The organism is Blautia massiliensis (ex Durand et al. 2017) (assembly GCF_001487165.1).
Taxonomy (GTDB): Bacteria; Bacillota; Clostridia; order Lachnospirales; family Lachnospiraceae; genus Blautia_A; species Blautia_A fusiformis.
The window spans coordinates 2,886,715-2,903,755 of the sequence record NZ_LN913006.1 but is presented as its reverse complement, the minus strand read 5'-3'; the positions used below and the strand labels follow the sequence as shown (position 1 = coordinate 2,903,755).

Below are 17,041 nucleotides of genomic sequence, written 5' to 3'. Positions count from 1 at the left end.
TTCGCTTATCGCGTTTAAACCGGTTCAGCAATGCCTCTCCGAAGCCATCTTCCATCTGTGCCTGCACATCCCTCTCAGTCTCGGAACTCCTGCATAAAGTGAACCTTTACCATTCACTCTGCCGCAGATCTATGACCGCAACTGCGTCACAGCCTGCATCTAAAAAGTCCTCCGGGGATTTCCCTGTAGTACGGTGTACACATGTACTCTCTTCTTCCATGAGTTTTCCATATGGGAAAATCGTAACACATTTCCGATGGTTTGTAAACGGGGAATTTCGATACTGTATTACATTCTCCTCTGCCTGTACATCCACCGCCACGCCATCCGGAACGCAATGGTTGTCAGCGTCATTCCTGCTGCCATGCTCACCGCAAAAAGGATCGTATAGATTCCGTCTTTCTGGAATTTCGCCCAGTCCTTCATCAACATCCAGTTCATTGTCCGGTAAAGTGCTGCTCCCGGAATCAGCGGAATTGTCGCGGAAACCAGAAATACAGTTACCGGCGTTTTATGAATTCTTGCCATACATTCTGCATACAAAGTAATAGCTACTGTTGACCAGAAACCGCACACATACGGACTTGGCGTTATGAACTCTACTGCCAGATATACAGCCCAGGACAGACATCCACCCAATGCCGCAAACCAGAGTTTTTTTCCATGGATATTAAATAATGCCGCAAAGCCGAGGGATCCTGTGAAGGATACAACCAGCTGTATGATTTCCCGCATATTTTCCTCCTGAATAAATCATAACTACTATCAAATGCTCCCATTATCTGCTGCATTTCGCTACTCCGCAATTGATACAGTATGTAAACTCCTCATTCACTGCTTATTGCTTTTCGTAACCTTCAAGAGAACTTCCCTGATTCGGTTAAAACAACAGATTTGCCACCGTAAAACCAAGGCCCACGACCAGTGCCAGCAAAAGTGCCTCCATACATCGGATCAAACCTGTAATGGTATCTCCTGAAAACATATCACGCAATGAATTGGTAAATGCAATTCCCGGTATCAGAAGCATGATATTTCCGATACTGATCAGATCCGCATGATGTCCAAGCCCGATCAGAACTGTAAGATTGGAAAGTACTCCGCCGGCTCCGCAGCAAAGAAGCACTGTCAGCAGCGAGTTTAATGCACCTTTTTTTACAAAAGCCTCAAACAGCTTCAGGGCGATACCAATCAGCGCAGAAGCAATCATATCGTTGACATCTCCTCCGAAAAACACGGAAAAAGAACCTGAAATTACAGCATAGATCAAAATCTGCGTTTTAAAAGAATATCCTTGTTTATCCCGGATCTTTTCCAGCCCCTTCTGGATCTCCTCCGGCTTCGGCCGATACTCACAGATGTATCTGGAAAGCTGGTTCAGGTCATCCAGCCGTCCCAGATCATTGGACATTCCCGGCACACGCCGCGTCTGGGTGCAAATACCGAAATCCTCTCCATAAATAGTCGTCACAATACTGGATGTGATAGAAAAAACATCTGCCCGGGTGGCTCCATATGCCAGGCAGATCCGCCGTATGGTATCTTCCACACGTCCAACCTCTGCTCCGCAGCAAAGAAGCTGTTCACCAATTGTCATCGCATAATATAAATACTGTTCCGCTTCCTCCCGCGTCATCCGGCATCCCTCACTTTCCTGCTTTATTTCATTTTTATCTATTTTAGGACACGTAAATATTAAAATCAACAAGGATTTTTTGTCTTAATATTCATTTCTTCTATATTTCCTCAAAGTAATAAGCAGATATTTTCGCTCAAAATAAAACACCACCCGGACAAAAAAGATATCTATCCCTTCTGTCCGGATGGTGTTTGTGTTTGAAAATCCAATGCTCTGCTCAGTTTTTATTTATTTGAAATCTAATAGATCTTATGCAAGTTTTCCGCCAAGTTCACGGCAAGCTGCAAGTCCTTCATCATCAGGTGTGTTGTTTACAATGAGTCCTTCATCATCAACAAGCTCTGCGCCTGCGTCTTTTGCTCTGCCGCACCAGGTTCTCATCCACTCTCCGTCGCCCCAGTCATAGGAACCAAAAAGCGCAACTTTCTTACCGGAAAGTTTGCCTTCCAGATCAGAGAAGAATGGCTCGAACTCACCCTCCTCAAGCTCCTCATCTCCCATTGCCGGACAACCAAGAGCCAGAACATCAAAAGAAAGCGCTTTATCCACATCCGCATCAGCCACTTCCATAATCTCAACATCCGCACCGGCAGCCTTGGCACCTTCCTCAACAGCCTGCGCCATAGCCTCTGTGTTACCTGTAGAAGACCAGTAAATAATTCCTACCTTGCTCATCTCAAAAACCTCCTGTTTTTAAACTTTATATTATACGCACATCTGAGATGTACAGAGATGCTTCATACCAACAACCTGCAAAATCGAATACCCCGCACGGATCTGCGCCGCAGTAAACTCCCGGCACTTATCATAGCTGTCAAAAATCCTGCGAGCCTGCTCCACATCATCATAAACCTTCCAGTAACCACACATCTTGCAGCCACTGCCTCCGAACTTCCGGAAGCCCTTCACGTCTTCAATGGGATAACCCAGGAAAAGTCCGATCTCATGAGGAAACTCCGTCTTATGAAAAAATCTCTCCTTCAAACGGGCGATCATCTCATCCAAAGAACTATCTATATTATACCCATCCTGAAGCAAAAGTTTCCTGGCTTCATCCTGCTTAAGATATTCCTGCAGCATATCCGGCCGGTACACCAGAAGAAGATAATGCTTCCTGCATCCACAGATGATCTCCATACGGATACCTTCCCGTTCAAGACTCTCCTCATAATCCGAAATGATCTCCGGCAGCTCCGGCATTTTTTCCTTGGAAAAGGAAACAAGATTCGCCGGTTTCATTCCCATTAATACAGGGGAACAATGATAACCCATGACAGATTCAAATTTTTCACAAGTCATTTGCATTCTCCTTTACATATTAGTTAGATTTCTCTAACTGTTGTAAATATACTACTAAAGTTAGTCTCTGTCAACTTATTTTTATAAATTTTCACCGAGAATTTTTACTGATAAAATCCTATCATTAAGGGCACAATATTCCTTATAACAAACACTCTGTCAGACATCCGACTGCCAGTTCTCACCATTTAACTGAATCAAGTAAGTCCTCTGCAGGGTTGCAAATATCTCCTACACCTGCAGCGTAAAAATACTCATTTACATCCAACTCATAAAATGAAAATATTTCAGGATAATCATATCCAAACCTCTTGACAAACCTCCCTCTGTCATGTATTATAATATCAGTAATAATTACTATTACTGATAGGAGGAAACATTATGGCAGCACTTAAATACAGCCGTCAGCGAGAGTCCATCAAGGAATTTCTGAGATCCAGAACAGATCATCCAACGGCAGATACAGTATACGAGAATCTTCGACAGATCTACCCGAATATCAGTCTCGGAACTGTCTACCGTAATCTTTCTCTTCTCAGTGACATCGGTGAGATCCGGAAGCTGACCAATTTCGGAAGCGCGGATCGCTACGATGGAAGGGTCGCACCACACTCACATTTCATGTGTACCAGATGCAACCGGGTGATCGATATGCAGTCAGACAGCCTTAACGGAATTCTTGAACAGGCAGCTGCAGAATTTATCCACGGAAAAGTCTTTGACGTAGATGCAAGCTTCTATGGAATCTGCAAGGAATGCCTGAAAAAAGAAGAAAAACAAGCTTGACAAAACAAAGATCACATGATATTATAAAATAGTAATAATTACTATTATTAATTTAGAAGAAACAAAAACAAACAATATATTTCAAAAAAGAAAAGGAGATCATTACTATGGCTAAATGGGTATGTACAGTATGTGGATATGTTTATGAAGGCGAGCAGGCACCGGAAGCCTGTCCAGTATGTAAAGCACCAGCTTCTAAATTCCAGAAACAGGAAGGCGAGCTCTCATGGGCAGCTGAGCATGTTGTAGGTGTAGCTAAAGGCGTTAGCGAGGACATCCTTGCAGACCTGAGAGCGAACTTCGAGGGCGAGTGCTCTGAGGTTGGTATGTATCTTGCAATGGCTAGAGTTGCTCACAGAGAAGGATATCCGGAAGTTGGTATGTACTATGAGAAAGCAGCTTACGAGGAAGCAGAGCATGCAGCTAAATTCGCAGAGCTCCTTGGTGAGGTTGTAACAGACAGCACAGAGAAGAACCTTCAGATGCGTGTAGAGGCTGAAAACGGCGCTACAGCAGGTAAATTCGACCTTGCAAAACGTGCGAAAGCAGCTGACCTTGACGCAATCCATGACACAGTACATGAGATGGCTAAGGACGAGGCAAGACACGGAAAAGCATTCGCTGGTCTGCTTAAGAGATATTTCGGTAAATAAGAAATCCGCATAAAATAAGGATTTTTTAAGGGGGAATCACAGAAGTGATTCCCCCTTTTTTCGTACAATTTTTATTTAACTGTAACTTTACAGGTTGTCCTCTTTGAGCCGCTTCGGATTGTGATCGTTGCGTTTCCTTTTTTCAGACCTTTGATCACACCACCGGATGTTACTGTCACAATTTTTTTGTTGGATGATGTGTATGTAACTTTTTCCTGGCTGGTTACAGGAGTGACTTTAACTGAAGATGCCAGTTTACGGTAAGTAGTTCCTTTTTTGAGTGTCACAGATTTAGTGCTTACAGTAATTTTCGAAGTTTTTACTACTCCTCTCTGTACGGTAACTTTAAAAGATGCTGACTTTTTGCTTGCAAGAATAACCTTAACTGTAGTACTTCCTGCCTTTTTACCTGCTGTCAGTCTGAAAGCTCCCTTCTTTGTCACAGAAGATACTTTTACGATTCCTGTATTTCCGGATGTCACTCTTGTAACATAATCACCTTTCGCCAGTCCGGCTGCTTTAAATGCAGTGGTAGACTGACCTGCTTTCATTTTCAGGGAAGATGCAGTCAGGGAAATCGTCGGTTTCAGTTTGGCAACTGTAATTTGTTTTCTGAGCACTTTGCCACATACTTTACAATGACTTCCTTCCTTCTTTCCTGCTTTAAATACTGTCGCTGCAACTGCTGCATCTTTTACAGCGGTATGTTTTGCCGGAAGTGTTACGGTTCTTACACCATCACAGGAAGTACATTTATCGGTTCTGCTTCCTTTTGACGTACAGGTTGCCTGAACAGTTTTTACTGCTTTCCAGCTGTGACTGTGTTTTGAACTGTTTTCTCCAATCTCAAAATGTTTTCTTACAAGCCGCTCCCACTCCCCGTTTTTGTTTTTTCGCATGGCAGACAGTGCAAGCCTTGTATTATCATCGGACTTTCTCGTCATGATCGGAAGCTCCTGGCCGGAAACTTTCTGCATGTTCCATGCTTCATCATCGTAATCATATTGCAGTTTACCGGATTCTGTATCCTTCCAGCTCATCACTACGATTTTTATATCATTTCCTGTAATCTCAACGGGATCACCTTTTCCGTTTATATACTGAACCAGTTTTACTTTTAAATTGGCGAGATTAATGGATTCTCCAACAGCCGGATTAAGCAGCTTTCCATTCTTATCTGTCAGATTCTCCGGTAACAGCATAAATTCGCTGACTTCAAACCATATATCTTTTCTGAAGGCTTCTTTATATTCACCGGTTTTATCCAGAAGTTTTACTGCTACATAACAGCAGCCAACACCGGTTTTATCGTTGGATTTAATTATAAGCTTCTTTCCATCCGGAGAAACTGTAGCTTCTGCCAGTTTTGACTGTTCTATGATTTCCAGCTTATAATCTTTTACCGGATGCTGGCCACTGGTTTTATCCAGTATGTCTGTCACAATGGTCGTTTCATTGTTCGGCAGCATGGCTTCATTTCCTGCTGTGCCTTCCAAATCGTATGTCAGATTATAAAAGCTTTTTTCCTCACTATCATCACTGTCATGACCACTGTCACCGAAGTTTCCACTGTCATCGCCATTATAACCGGGCAAAGTATCCAGCTCATACATCCGTCTTGCAATCTGGTGCCAGTTTCCATCTGCACTTTTTTCCATTGCAGTAAGCCCAAAATATGTACCATATCCTGATGTTCTCTCAAGGATTGGGAGCTCCTGCCCTGGAACATCGATCCATTTCCAGACGTCTGTATCATAATCAGGGTACACTGTGCCTGTACTTTCATCTGTCCATGAAGATATTACGATTTTATAATTATCTCCTGTTACCGGAATCGGATCTCCTTTTCCATCTTTGTAACGGACAAGCTGCGGCTTCATGTCTTTTGCTATATCCAACTGCTGACCTACTTCAAGGTTGATTTCATTACCACTTGTATCTGTGATTTTTTCCGGCAGGATCACATACTCACTGACGCTGAACCACATATCTTTTCTGAAGGCTTCTCTGTATCCGCCTTTTCCATCCGGTATCTGTACAGATATGTAACAGCAGCCCTGACCGGTTTTATTGCCAGATTTAATAACAAGTTTTTTTCCATCTGCAGAAACTGAAATATCTGCCAGCTTTGACTGTTCCAGAATTTCCAGTTTATAATCATCTACTCTCTGATAATCCTTTGTTTTGTCCTCCAGATAAGTGGTAGCTGTCATCTGACTGTTCGGCAGCATGGCTCCGTTTCCTGTCGTATCCTGATAATCATATATCAGCCTGTAGGAGCTTTTCTCTTCGCTGTCATCGTTATGACCATTGTCACCGAAGTTTCCACTGTCATCGCCATTATAACCGGGCAAAGTATCCAGCTCATACATCCGTCTTGCAATCTGGTACCAGTTTCCATCTACACTTTTTTCCATTGCAGTAAGCCCAAAATATGTACCATATCCTGATGTTCTCTCAAGGATTGGGAGCTCCTGACCTGGAACATCAATCCATTTCCAGCCGTCTGTATCATAATCAGGGTACACTGTGCCTGTACTTTCATCTGTCCATGAAGATATTACGATTTTATAATTATCTCCTGTTACCGGAATCGGATCTCCTTTTCCATCTTTGTAACGGACAAGCTGCGGCTTCATGTTATTTACAATGTCTACCTGCTGGCCTACTTTAGGAATAATTACATTTCCATTTGCATCTGTGATTTTTTCCGGCAGGATCACATACTCACTGACGCTGAACCACATATCTTTTCTGAAGGCTTCTCTGTATCCGCCTTTTCCATCCGGTATCTGTACAGATATGTAACAGCAGCCCTGACCGGTTTTATTGCCAGATTTAATAACAAGTTTTTTTCCATCTGCAGAAACTGAAATATCTGCCAGCTTTGACTGTTCCAGGATTTCCAGTTTATAATCATCTACTCTCTGATAATCCTTTGTTTTGTCCTCCAGATAAGTGGTAGCTGTCATCTGACTGTTCGGCAGCATGGCTTCATTTCCTGTCGTATCCTGATAATCATATACCAGTCTGTAGGAGCTTTTCTCTTCGCTGTCATCGTTATGACCATTGTCATAATCGTTGCTGATCAAAGAAGTAAGTTCATAATGATGTCGGGTAATATAATGCCAGTCTCCATTTTCTGATCTCTCCATAGCCAAAAGTGCAAACTATGTAGAATTCTCTGTTGTTCTCTCCAGGATTGGAAGATCCTGTCCCGGAACCTCTATCCATTTCAGGCCATCTGCATCATAATCACGAAATTCTTCACCTCCAGGACCTGTCTGTGACATGACGATCTTGTAATTGTCCCCTGTTAACGGAATTGGGTCTCCTTTTCCATCTTTGTAACGGACAAGCTGTGGTTTCATGTCTTTTGCTATATCCAGCTGCTGACCTACTTCAAGGTTGATTTCATTACCACTTGTATCTGTGATTTTTTCCGGCAGGATCACATACTCACTGATGTTAACCCAAAATTCCCTTTTTGCCACTTCAGTTCCATTTATGAATGCCGTTGCGGAAATTCTGGCGTCTCCGGTTTTATTGTAAACATCCAGCACAATATCCTGGCCATCTAATGATACGTCTGCCATTTTGGCACCATTTCCACCCGTTACCGGAGCAACTTTCAATTCATATGCAGAAACATCACTATAGCCAATTGTATCAACCAGACGGGATTTTATTCTGACACGGCTGTTCGGCAGTAAATCCTGGCCTCCACTGGCACCTTCAAATATCAGATTAAGCTGATATTGTTCATTTGCTGCGGCAGACTCTCCAGCTTCTGAACCGTCACTGAAGGCCTCCTGGTTTTCGGTGTTATCCCCGAATAGCTCCGTAATTTCTGATGTGTTTTCTTCTTCTGCAATTTCTTCTTCCGCATTCTCTGCATCATCCTGAAGACTTAATTCCTCCTCGTCTTCCAGATCAGGCACTGAAGCTACTTCCCCTGTTGTTTCCGAACCACCGTTCTTCTGAACTATTTCTTCTGTCTCTGCAGTTTCCTGTCCGGTATCTGCTGTCAGTTCCTCAGCTGCTACCGGTATGACCGCGCCCATACTCTGTGAAAACGTAAGTGTTGCGACCAAAAGCATTGCAATCCTCTTTTTCTTCATATGATTCTCCCATTTTCGTTTTTTCTGCCATAATTATACTATATTCACTGAAGCACTGGCTATCATATTCTTCCTTCTACTGGTTTAAAAAAATATATTCCTAAAAAATCACCCAGTGTGCTAATATAAAGCAAATAAAAACATTCCAAAAAGCCTTGAAATACCAGCACTCAGAGATGTTCTGAAATCACCAAAAAAGGAACCGGTCTCCCGGTTCCTTTTTTCGTCATCTCTACATACTATATCCATCCAGATATACCGATGATACATAATTTTTGCTGGTATTCTTATACAATATCTGCAGATAATGTTCTCCATCCAAAATGACTGTGCTTCCATTTTTGATCTTTCTCTGTCTTCCGGTTCCGTGTTCACTGTAATATATTGCAACTATCTTGTAGCCCTTCTTTGCAGTGATACATACTTTTGCCTTTCTGGGATAACCTTTTGCAACCGGGACCATGGTCTTTTTATCAAAGGATTTTTTATAATCTTTTCTTCCGAATTTGCACACGTTTAACGGATTTGAATAATTATGTACCGTAACTTTAGATTTGAAAGAATATGTTTTTCCATTCTTTCTTTTTACTTTGAAGGATACAATAGAAGTTCCTGTTTTTTTTGCCTTCAGCGTAATGGTATAATCATCCAGAAACGGCATTTTTTTAACTGATACCACACTGGTATTACTGGATTTCAGTCCCAGAACTTTGTCGGATCTGACGGAGTTTATGATTCCATATCCGATTTCCTCACCTTTCATAAGAGCAACAGACTTAGTAAATTTGAGTGTACCCGCCGCCTGCGCTGTGACCGGTGCTACTGCAAGATCTGTCACGATAAATGTAAGTGCCAGAAATAACACCAATAATCTCTTTACTGCTTTTTTCATTACTTTTTCCCCCTTTTATAAGCATTTTGGACTTATTCCATACATATTAGTATACATGAGTTATTCATATTCAACAACCTTTTTTCTGAATTTTCTGTACACTATCTTCCCGAACCTTTGCGCGAAGCTCTGTCAGATATTCTGAGAATTTCACCTGTTCATTTCCGTAAGTCATCTGCAGATCATACTCCAGCGGAATCCAGGTTTTAATATCAGATTCATTGTGCTGGATCAGGGCTTCCAGCTTGTCCAGAGCTTTATAGATCCTAGCCTCCAGAGTCTGCTGCTCTTCCATTTCCTGATAAAGCTCAGCCATTTCTTTATCAAAGGGCTCCGGCAGAGTCTTCACCCATTTTCCCAGCACATCGGCTTCTTTCTCCGAATCCTTATCCGTTTTTTCAAAGGCCGGGATATCACCGGTAAAAGCTTCTCCCAGATCATGGATCAGGCACATTTTCATAATTTTCAGAAGATCTGCCTCAGGAAACTCATCACTGACAAAATATGCCATCAACGTGATCCTCCAGGAATGCTCTGCAATGCTCTCCCGCCTGCCACCGGAAGTATAACTATGACGTACCGCATCCTTTAACCGTTCTGCAACGGAAAGTACTTCGATCAGTTTTTCTGGTTTCATATATAATATTATGCTCCTTTCCCTGCTATTACAGCAGCTATCCTAAATCACCATTTCCAGCCTATCTTATATAGCTGTCCATAAAACCGTTATAGCGTTTTCACTTTACTATACCATAATTTTCCAAAGAACAGACCCCCAAAAAACATTCTCCTTACTTCTGCGCGCTGACATTTCCCATCCCAAATAAATTTGTCCAAGCTAATTTCTAAAAAAACTATAAACCATATTGCATTTTTCTCCATAATCGTCATAATGAAATTATAAACAAAAGAAAGAAGGTGATTGCCGATGGATATCACGGTGTCGGATGAGGTCTCACAGGAATATCATGCGCTTGTGAAGAACATCCTCTGTAACAGAGAGTTCCTGAAGCTGAGCCTGTACACCCACCACCAGTGGACCACACGGCTCATGCACAGTATCAATGTTTCTTACCTCTCCTGGTTCATTGCCAGGAAGCTGGGATGTGACGAGAAAGCCGCCGCAAGGGCAGGACTTCTCCACGATTTCTGTCCCTATGACTTCAAGGCGGAGACACCGACCGGTGAGCATCAGGCGTTTTATCACCCGAAGGCTGCCGCAGACAACAGTGCCGCACACTTTGATGTCACAGACAAAGAGCTGGATGCGATACTCTCACATATGTTCCCTCTGGGACCTCTTCCACGCAACAGGGAAGCCTGGATCATCAGCTTTGCCGATAAAGCCTGCGCCATCGCGGAAGGCTGCCATATCGCCATTGCACTGGCCAGACGGAACCGGATCGTCATCAATCCGGCATAATTTCCACACAAAAAACAGGGCCGTCTCCACTTCTGACGAGCCCTGTTTTTGTGTGAAAATTTATTTTATGGTAATACTTTGCAGATTACTTTCTATATCTTAGTTCTCTTTCACAATAACCTTATCCAGATGCCAGATATCATCTACATACTCCTGGATAGTTCTGTCGGATGTGAACTTACCGCTGCATGCTGTATTGAGAAGTGCCATCTTAGCCCAGCGTTTCTCATCCTTATATGCTTCCTCAACACGCTTCTGTGCCTCTGCATAGGAACGGAAGTCGCCAAGGATGAAGTACTGGTCAGGTCTCGGCATGTTGCGTTTGTCGAGAAGTGAATTGTAGATGTCACGGAACATCTCTGTATCGCTGGAGAAGGTTCCGTTGATCAGCTGCATCAGTACCTGACGGATCTCCGGATCTGTGTTGTAGATGAAGTCCGGATCGTAACCGCCGTTGTTCTCATAGTTGATGATCTGGTCGGAGCTCATACCGAAGATAAATGCATTCTCCTCGCCAACCTCCTGTACGATCTCAACGTTAGCACCATCCATGGTTCCAAGTGTCGGAGCACCGTTCAGCATGAACTTCATGTTACCTGTACCGGAAGCCTCTTTACTTGCTGTGGAGATCTGCTCGGAAACATCTGCTGCCGCAAAGATGATCTCAGCGTTGGATACACGGTAGTTCTCGATGAATACAACCTTCAGCTTACCGTTGATGGAAGCATCATTGTTTACAACATCTGCCACACAGTTGATCAGCTTGATGATCTTCTTTGCACGTGCGTAAGCTGCGGAAGCTTTTGCACCAAAGATAAATGTTCTTGGATAGAAATCCATCTCCGGATGTGCCTTGATCTGGTTGTACAGATAGATCACATGCAGGATGTTAAGAAGCTGACGTTTGTACTCATGAAGTCTCTTAACCTGGATATCGAAGATAGAGTGCGGGTCAACCTCAACACCATTGTGCTCCAGGATATATTTTGCAAGACGCTCTTTGTTCTTGAACTTGATGGTCATGAACTCCTGAAGAGCCTTCTCATCGTCTGCGTAAACTTTAAGCTTGGAAAGCTGGGAAAGATCTGTGATCCAGTCCGGTCCGATCTTGTCTGTTACCCAGTCAGCCAGAAGCGGGTTTCCATGAGCAAGGAAACGTCTCTGTGTGATACCGTTTGTTTTATTGTTGAACTTCTCAGGCATCATCTCATAGAAATCCTTCAGCTCCTGATTCTTGAGGATCTCGGTATGAAGGCGTGCAACACCGTTTACAGAGTAGCCTGCAACGATCGCAAGGTGAGCCATCTTAACCTGTCCGTCATAGATGATCGCCATCTTCTTGATCTTCTCGAAGTTTCCAGGATATTTCTGCTGGATCTCAAGAATGAAACGACGGTTGATCTCCTCGATGATCTGGTATACACGCGGAAGCAGTCTGGAGAACAGCTCGATCGGCCATTTCTCAAGTGCCTCGGACATGATGGTGTGGTTGGTGTAAGCACAGCATTTTGTTGTGATATCCCATGCCTGATCCCAGCCAAGACCTTCCTCATCGATAAGAATACGCATCAACTCTGCAACTGCAACTGTCGGATGAGTATCATTCATCTGGAATACAACCTTCTCATGAAGCTTGGTAATGTCGTCGTGTGTTTTTTTGTATTTGGCAATCGCTGCCTGAAGGCTGGCAGATACGAAGAAGTACTGCTGTTTCAGACGAAGCTCTTTACCTGCCATATGGTTATCATTCGGATAAAGCACCTCTACGATAGTACGTGCAAGGTTCTCCTGCTCTACTGCGTTGTGATAATCACCCTTGTCAAAAGAGTCAAGGTTGAAGTCTACGATCGGCTCTGCATCCCAGATACGAAGTGTGTTTACAACATCGTTGTTATAACCTGTGATCGGCATATCGTAAGGAACAGCCTTAACTGCCTGATATCCTTCATGGATGAATTTATTCTCGTTCTTCACCGGATCCCACTCAACACGTACATATCCGCCGAAATGAACCTCTTTTGCATACTCCGGACGACGGAGCTCGAAAGGATAGCCGTTCTTCAGCCAGTTATCCGGTGCTTCTACCTGATAACCGTCACGGATCTCCTGCTTGAACATACCATAACGGTAACGGATTCCGCATCCGTATGCACAGTAGTTCAGAGTTGCAAGGGAATCCAGGAAGCATGCTGCCAGTCTTCCGAGTCCACCGTTTCCAAGAGCCGGATCCGGCTCCTGGTCTTCGATGCAGTTAATGTCAAGTCCAAGCTCCTCAAGAGCCTCCTTAACCTCACCGTATGCACCAAGGTTGATCAGGTTGTTTCCAAGGGCACGGCCCATAAGGAACTCCATGGACATATAATATACAATCTTCGGGTCCTGTTTTTCATACGCCTTCTGGCTCTTGAGCCAGTTGTCAATGATCACGTCCTTCACAGTGTAGCTTACAGCCTGAAAGATCTGCTCCTGTGTAGCCTCTTCCAGTGTTTTTCGATAAAGGAATTTTACGTTTTCTTTTACACTTTTTTTGAATTCCTCTTTCTCAAACTGCTTGTCAATCATTAGTTTTCCTCCTGTACTTTGGATACTCCCAGTGTTACAGCCTCTTTATTGATGTTCCACTCCTTGGTGTAACCCTCTGCTTCTCCCAGAATAATGTTTTCTGCCAGTACTTCACGTTTGATCTCATCCTGGTTTGCTTTCATGATATCCATGATCTTATCGTTATCTTTTGCATAGACAATGATCTTGTCCATGACTTCGAAACCAGCCTCTTTACGCATGGTCTGAACCTTGCTGATGATCTCGCGGACAAAGCCCTCCTGGATCAGTTCAGGTGTAAGGTTTGTATCAAGGACAACGGATGTCTCACCGTCTGTCTCTGTCACATAGCCCTCGCTCTGGGCTGTTTCGATCAATAAGTCTTCCTCTGCAAGCTCGACTCTGTTTCCGGCAATGTCAAGAACGAGAACACCATTATCTCTCAGCTCTTTCATTGCTGCGGTTCCGTCGATCTCGGAGAGTGCGGTACGGATGCCGTTCAGAAGCTTGCCGTATTTCGGTCCTACTGTACGAAGCTGCGGCTTGAAGCTGTAGGAAATGAAGGACTCTACATCATCTGCGAATTTCACTTCTTTTACGTTAAGCTCATCTGCGATGATATCTGTGTAGAATTTATCCATAGCTTTCTCAGCTTTTACATACATGGTTCCGATCGGCTGACGGTTCTTGATATTTGCGGTATTTCTGCATGCACGTCCGAGAACAACGATCTCAAGAAGCTCTTCCATGTTTGCCTCAAGATCCTTGTCGATCCATGCTTCGTTTACCTCCGGGTAATCGCAGAGATGGATACTCTCCGGAGCGTCTGCATCAATGCTTCTTACAAGGTTCTGGTAGATATCCTCAGTCATGAACGGGATCATCGGAGCTGCAGCCTTGGCAACTGTTACCAGTGCTGTGTAAAGTGTCATGTAAGCATTGATCTTATCCTGCTCCATGCCCTTTGCCCAAAAACGCTCACGGCTTCTTCTTACATACCAGTTACTCATATCGTCAACAAATTCCTGGAGTGCTCTTGCAGCCTCCGGAATCTTGTAGGAATCAAGATCCGCATCGACAGTCTTCACCATGGTATTCAGCTTGCTGAGCAGCCATTTATCCATAACCGGAAGCTTATCGTAATTTAAAGTATATTTAGTTGCATCAAAATTGTCAATGTTCGCATACAGTACGAAGAATGCGTAGGTGTTCCACAGAGTGCTCATGAACTTTCTCTGTCCCTCTACAACTGCCTTGCCATGGAAACGGTTCGGAAGCCATGGAGCACTGTTGATGTAGAAATACCAGCGGATCGCATCTGCACCGTATTTGTTCAGTGCATCAAACGGATCTACTGCATTTCCCTTGGACTTACTCATCTTCTGTCCGTTCTCATCCTGTACATGTCCCAGAACGATTACATTCTTATACGGAGCCTTATTGAAAAGCAGTGTGGACTCAGCAAGAAGGGAGTAGAACCATCCTCTTGTCTGGTCAACAGCCTCGGAGATGAAGTCTGCCGGGAACTGCTGCTCGAACAGGTCTTTATTCTCAAATGGATAATGATGCTGTGCAAAAGGCATTGCTCCGGAATCGAACCAGCAGTCGATTACCTCCGGTACACGGTGCATGGTCTTGCCGCAGTCCGGACACTTCATGGTGATATCATCAATGTATGGACGGTGAAGCTCGATGGTCTTCGCACGCTCGTCACCACTCTTCTCATAGAGATCCTGGCGGCTTCCTACGGATTCCATATGTCCGCACTCACACTGCCAGATGTTCAGTGGTGTTCCCCAGTAACGGTTTCTGGAAATACCCCAGTCCTGAACGTTCTCAAGCCAGTCACCGAAACGACCCTTACCGATGCTCTCTGGAATCCAGTTGATAGTATTGTTGTTACGGATCAGATCATCCTTTACTGCAGTCATCTTGATGAACCAGGACTCACGTGCATAGTAGATAAGCGGTGTGTCACATCTCCAGCAGTGCGGATAATCATGCTCGAATTTCGGTGCGTCAAAAAGCTTGCCCTCTTTGTCAAGGTCTGTGAGGACCATCGGGTCCGCTTTCTTTACGAATACACCTGCGTATGGTGTCTCTTTGGTCATGTTGCCCTGTCCGTCTACGAACTGTACGAACGGAAGGTCATACTCACGTCCGACACGGCTGTCATCCTCACCAAATGCAGGTGCGATATGAACGATACCGGTACCATCACTCATGGTAACGTAGTTGTCACAGGTTACGAAATGAGCTTTTTTGTGCTGTTTTGCTGCTGCCTCTCCTGCACATGCAAAAAGCGGCTCATATTCTCTGCGCTCAAGGTCTGTTCCTTTATATTTCTCAAGGATCTCATATGCAGGCTCATCATCCTTTGCAAGCTTGCCGAGAACCTTGTCCAGAAGTGCTTCTGCCATGTAGTAGGTATAACCATCTGCTGCTTTTACCTTACAGTAGATCTCATCCGGGTTTACACAAAGTGCAACGTTGGATGGAAGTGTCCATGGTGTTGTTGTCCATGCCAAGAAGTATGCGTCCTCACCAACAACCTTGAAACGTACGATCGCAGAGCGCTCTTTAACAGTCTTGTAGCCCTGAGAAACCTCCTGTGCGGAAAGAGGAGTTCCGCAGCGTGGGCAATAAGGAACGATCTTAAAGCCTTTATAAAGAAGACCTTTTTCCCAGATCTCTTTCAGCGCCCACCACTCGGACTCGATGAAATTGTTGTCGTATGTTACATACGGATGCTCCATGTCAGCCCAGAAACCAACGGTAGATGAGAAATCCTCCCACATTCCCTTGTATTTCCATACGCTCTCCTTACACTGCTGAATGAACGGCTCCATTCCGTACTCCTCGATCTGCTCCTTGCCGTCAAGGCCAAGCTTCTTCTCAACCTCAAGCTCAACCGGAAGTCCGTGAGTATCCCATCCTGCTTTTCTCGGAACCATGTACCCCTTCATTGTACGGTATCTCGGGATCATATCCTTGATAACTCGTGTCAGAACGTGTCCGATATGTGGCTTACCATTTGCGGTAGGCGGTCCGTCATAGAATGTGTATGTCTCGCCCTCTTTACGGCTGTCCATACTCTTTTCAAAAATCTTGTTGTCTTTCCAGAATTTCTCGACTTCTTTTTCACGGTCAACAAAATTCAGATTCGTGTCAACTTTACGATACACAATATTTACCTCCTGTGTCTGATTACTGGCTGCTGCCTCATCTGTAAGGCCACAGCGGATTGTTTCTTCACAGATACCTGTTCGTGCCAATGCTTCGGGCACTTATAAAAAAAGACCCCATCCTGTAAAAGGACGAAGTCTGATTCGCTGTACCACCTGTTACATTATACGGGCCTGTGTCCGGATCCCTGCGTCTTCTGCTGTGTTCTTATGCTCTGTGTTATGGCGCGGGCTGTTGTTCCATGTCTGTTCATGGCGGACAATTCTTTGTATCTGCCGATATATGTTCCCTGTAACGGAGGAAATCCGTCAGTTCTTACTTAATGATCATCTGTATATCAGATATTCTTCCGGCTGCTGCCGGACAACTTCGGAACTGAAGCTCAGGAGTGATATTCCGCCATATTTACTCGTCCCGGGCTCACACCATCCCCGGTTCGCTGCAAGCTTTCTATATGGCCTACTGTCTCCATCACAGCTTTTTCTATATACGCTGTCTATT

Annotated in this window: 14 protein-coding genes; 3 read left to right on the top strand and 11 right to left on the bottom strand. The window is 44.2% G+C overall.

What is annotated here, in order from left to right:
* Positions 1–106: 106 nt before the first annotated feature.
* The 5 genes from BN3261_RS14340 to BN3261_RS14320 form a co-directional block, all read right to left on the bottom strand.
* Positions 107–316, bottom strand: a complete 210-nt coding sequence (locus BN3261_RS14340; protein ID WP_059086609.1) for a hypothetical protein — start codon at positions 314–316, stop codon at positions 107–109.
* Positions 289–735, bottom strand: a complete 447-nt coding sequence (locus BN3261_RS14335) for a threonine/serine exporter family protein (RefSeq protein ID WP_021653090.1) — start codon at positions 733–735, stop codon at positions 289–291. Before BN3261_RS14335 ends, BN3261_RS14340 begins: the two co-directional genes overlap by 28 nt.
* 145 nt (positions 736–880) lie before the next feature.
* Entirely contained in the window at positions 881–1,636 is a 756-nt protein-coding gene (locus BN3261_RS14330) for a threonine/serine exporter family protein (protein ID WP_021653091.1), read from the bottom strand.
* Between the two features lie 252 nt (positions 1,637–1,888).
* A complete protein-coding gene (locus BN3261_RS14325; RefSeq protein ID WP_059086608.1) occupies positions 1,889–2,314 on the bottom strand; it encodes a flavodoxin in 426 nt (141 codons plus the stop codon).
* A gap of 30 nt (positions 2,315–2,344) precedes the next feature.
* Positions 2,345–2,938: a DUF3793 family protein gene (locus BN3261_RS14320; protein WP_022426572.1), complete on the bottom strand. Its 594-nt coding sequence runs from the start codon at positions 2,936–2,938 to the stop codon at positions 2,345–2,347.
* A 381-nt stretch (positions 2,939–3,319) separates the two neighbouring features.
* Between BN3261_RS14320 and BN3261_RS14315 the strand changes: the two genes are divergently transcribed.
* Together BN3261_RS14315 and BN3261_RS14310 are read left to right on the top strand one after the other, a co-directional pair.
* Complete coding sequence (locus tag BN3261_RS14315; protein WP_015526389.1) at positions 3,320–3,724, top strand: Fur family transcriptional regulator; 405 nt, start codon at positions 3,320–3,322, stop codon at positions 3,722–3,724.
* Positions 3,725–3,831: 107 nt separating this feature from the next.
* The gene (locus BN3261_RS14310) at positions 3,832–4,377 is read left to right on the top strand and encodes an NADH peroxidase (protein ID WP_015526390.1); all 546 of its coding nucleotides are present in this window, start codon (positions 3,832–3,834) and stop codon (positions 4,375–4,377) included.
* A 71-nt stretch (positions 4,378–4,448) separates the two neighbouring features.
* Here BN3261_RS14310 and BN3261_RS14305 read toward each other — a convergent pair whose 3' ends face one another.
* The 4 genes from BN3261_RS14305 to BN3261_RS14290 all read right to left on the bottom strand — a co-directional run bounded on the left by BN3261_RS14305 (position 4,449) and on the right by BN3261_RS14290 (position 10,027).
* Complete coding sequence (locus BN3261_RS14305) at positions 4,449–7,532, bottom strand: Ig-like domain-containing protein (RefSeq protein ID WP_199874129.1); 3,084 nt, start codon at positions 7,530–7,532, stop codon at positions 4,449–4,451.
* Between the two features lie 15 nt (positions 7,533–7,547).
* Positions 7,548–8,498 (bottom strand): hypothetical protein, encoded by a 951-nt coding sequence (locus BN3261_RS14300; RefSeq protein ID WP_059086606.1) that lies wholly within the window; start codon positions 8,496–8,498, stop codon positions 7,548–7,550.
* Positions 8,499–8,730: 232 nt separating this feature from the next.
* Positions 8,731–9,390 carry a hypothetical protein gene (locus tag BN3261_RS14295; RefSeq protein ID WP_059086605.1) on the bottom strand — a complete coding sequence of 220 codons (660 nt, stop codon included), beginning with the start codon at positions 9,388–9,390 and terminating at the stop codon, positions 8,731–8,733.
* A 70-nt stretch (positions 9,391–9,460) separates the two neighbouring features.
* Positions 9,461–10,027, bottom strand: a complete 567-nt coding sequence (locus BN3261_RS14290; protein WP_059086604.1) for an HD domain-containing protein — start codon at positions 10,025–10,027, stop codon at positions 9,461–9,463.
* A gap of 291 nt (positions 10,028–10,318) precedes the next feature.
* Here BN3261_RS14290 and BN3261_RS14285 point away from each other — a divergent pair, with 291 nt between their 5' ends.
* Complete coding sequence (locus tag BN3261_RS14285) at positions 10,319–10,813, top strand: HD domain-containing protein (RefSeq protein WP_059086603.1); 495 nt, start codon at positions 10,319–10,321, stop codon at positions 10,811–10,813.
* A gap of 99 nt (positions 10,814–10,912) precedes the next feature.
* Here BN3261_RS14285 and BN3261_RS14280 read toward each other — a convergent pair whose 3' ends face one another.
* Entirely contained in the window at positions 10,913–13,375 is a 2,463-nt protein-coding gene (locus BN3261_RS14280; protein ID WP_059086602.1) for a glycogen/starch/alpha-glucan phosphorylase, read from the bottom strand.
* Positions 13,375–16,539, bottom strand: coding sequence for an isoleucine--tRNA ligase (gene ileS / locus BN3261_RS14275; RefSeq protein WP_059086960.1), 3,165 nt, complete (start codon positions 16,537–16,539; stop codon positions 13,375–13,377). The genes BN3261_RS14280 and ileS overlap by 1 nt, the downstream gene beginning before the upstream one ends.
* Positions 16,540–17,041: the final 502 nt, after the last annotated feature.

What these genes read in the sequence shown, in the direction of transcription:
- BN3261_RS14335 (WP_021653090.1), bottom strand. Translation starts at nt 735, where the DNA reads ATGCGGGAAATCATACAGCTGGTTGTATCCTTCACAGGATCCCTCGGC.
- BN3261_RS14330 (WP_021653091.1), bottom strand. Translation starts at nt 1,636, where the DNA reads ATGACGCGGGAGGAAGCGGAACAGTATTTATATTATGCGATGACAATT.
- BN3261_RS14325 (WP_059086608.1), bottom strand. Translation starts at nt 2,314, where the DNA reads ATGAGCAAGGTAGGAATTATTTACTGGTCTTCTACAGGTAACACAGAG.
- BN3261_RS14320 (WP_022426572.1), bottom strand. Translation starts at nt 2,938, where the DNA reads ATGACTTGTGAAAAATTTGAATCTGTCATGGGTTATCATTGTTCCCCT.
- BN3261_RS14315 (WP_015526389.1), top strand. Translation starts at nt 3,320, where the DNA reads ATGGCAGCACTTAAATACAGCCGTCAGCGAGAGTCCATCAAGGAATTT.
- BN3261_RS14310 (WP_015526390.1), top strand. Translation starts at nt 3,832, where the DNA reads ATGGCTAAATGGGTATGTACAGTATGTGGATATGTTTATGAAGGCGAG.
- BN3261_RS14305 (WP_199874129.1), bottom strand. Translation starts at nt 7,532, where the DNA reads ATGGAGAGATCAGAAAATGGAGACTGGCATTATATTACCCGACATCAT.
- BN3261_RS14300 (WP_059086606.1), bottom strand. Translation starts at nt 8,498, where the DNA reads ATGAAGAAAAAGAGGATTGCAATGCTTTTGGTCGCAACACTTACGTTT.
- BN3261_RS14295 (WP_059086605.1), bottom strand. Translation starts at nt 9,390, where the DNA reads ATGAAAAAAGCAGTAAAGAGATTATTGGTGTTATTTCTGGCACTTACA.
- BN3261_RS14290 (WP_059086604.1), bottom strand. Translation starts at nt 10,027, where the DNA reads ATGAAACCAGAAAAACTGATCGAAGTACTTTCCGTTGCAGAACGGTTA.
- BN3261_RS14285 (WP_059086603.1), top strand. Translation starts at nt 10,319, where the DNA reads ATGGATATCACGGTGTCGGATGAGGTCTCACAGGAATATCATGCGCTT.
- BN3261_RS14280 (WP_059086602.1), bottom strand. Translation starts at nt 13,375, where the DNA reads ATGATTGACAAGCAGTTTGAGAAAGAGGAATTCAAAAAAAGTGTAAAA.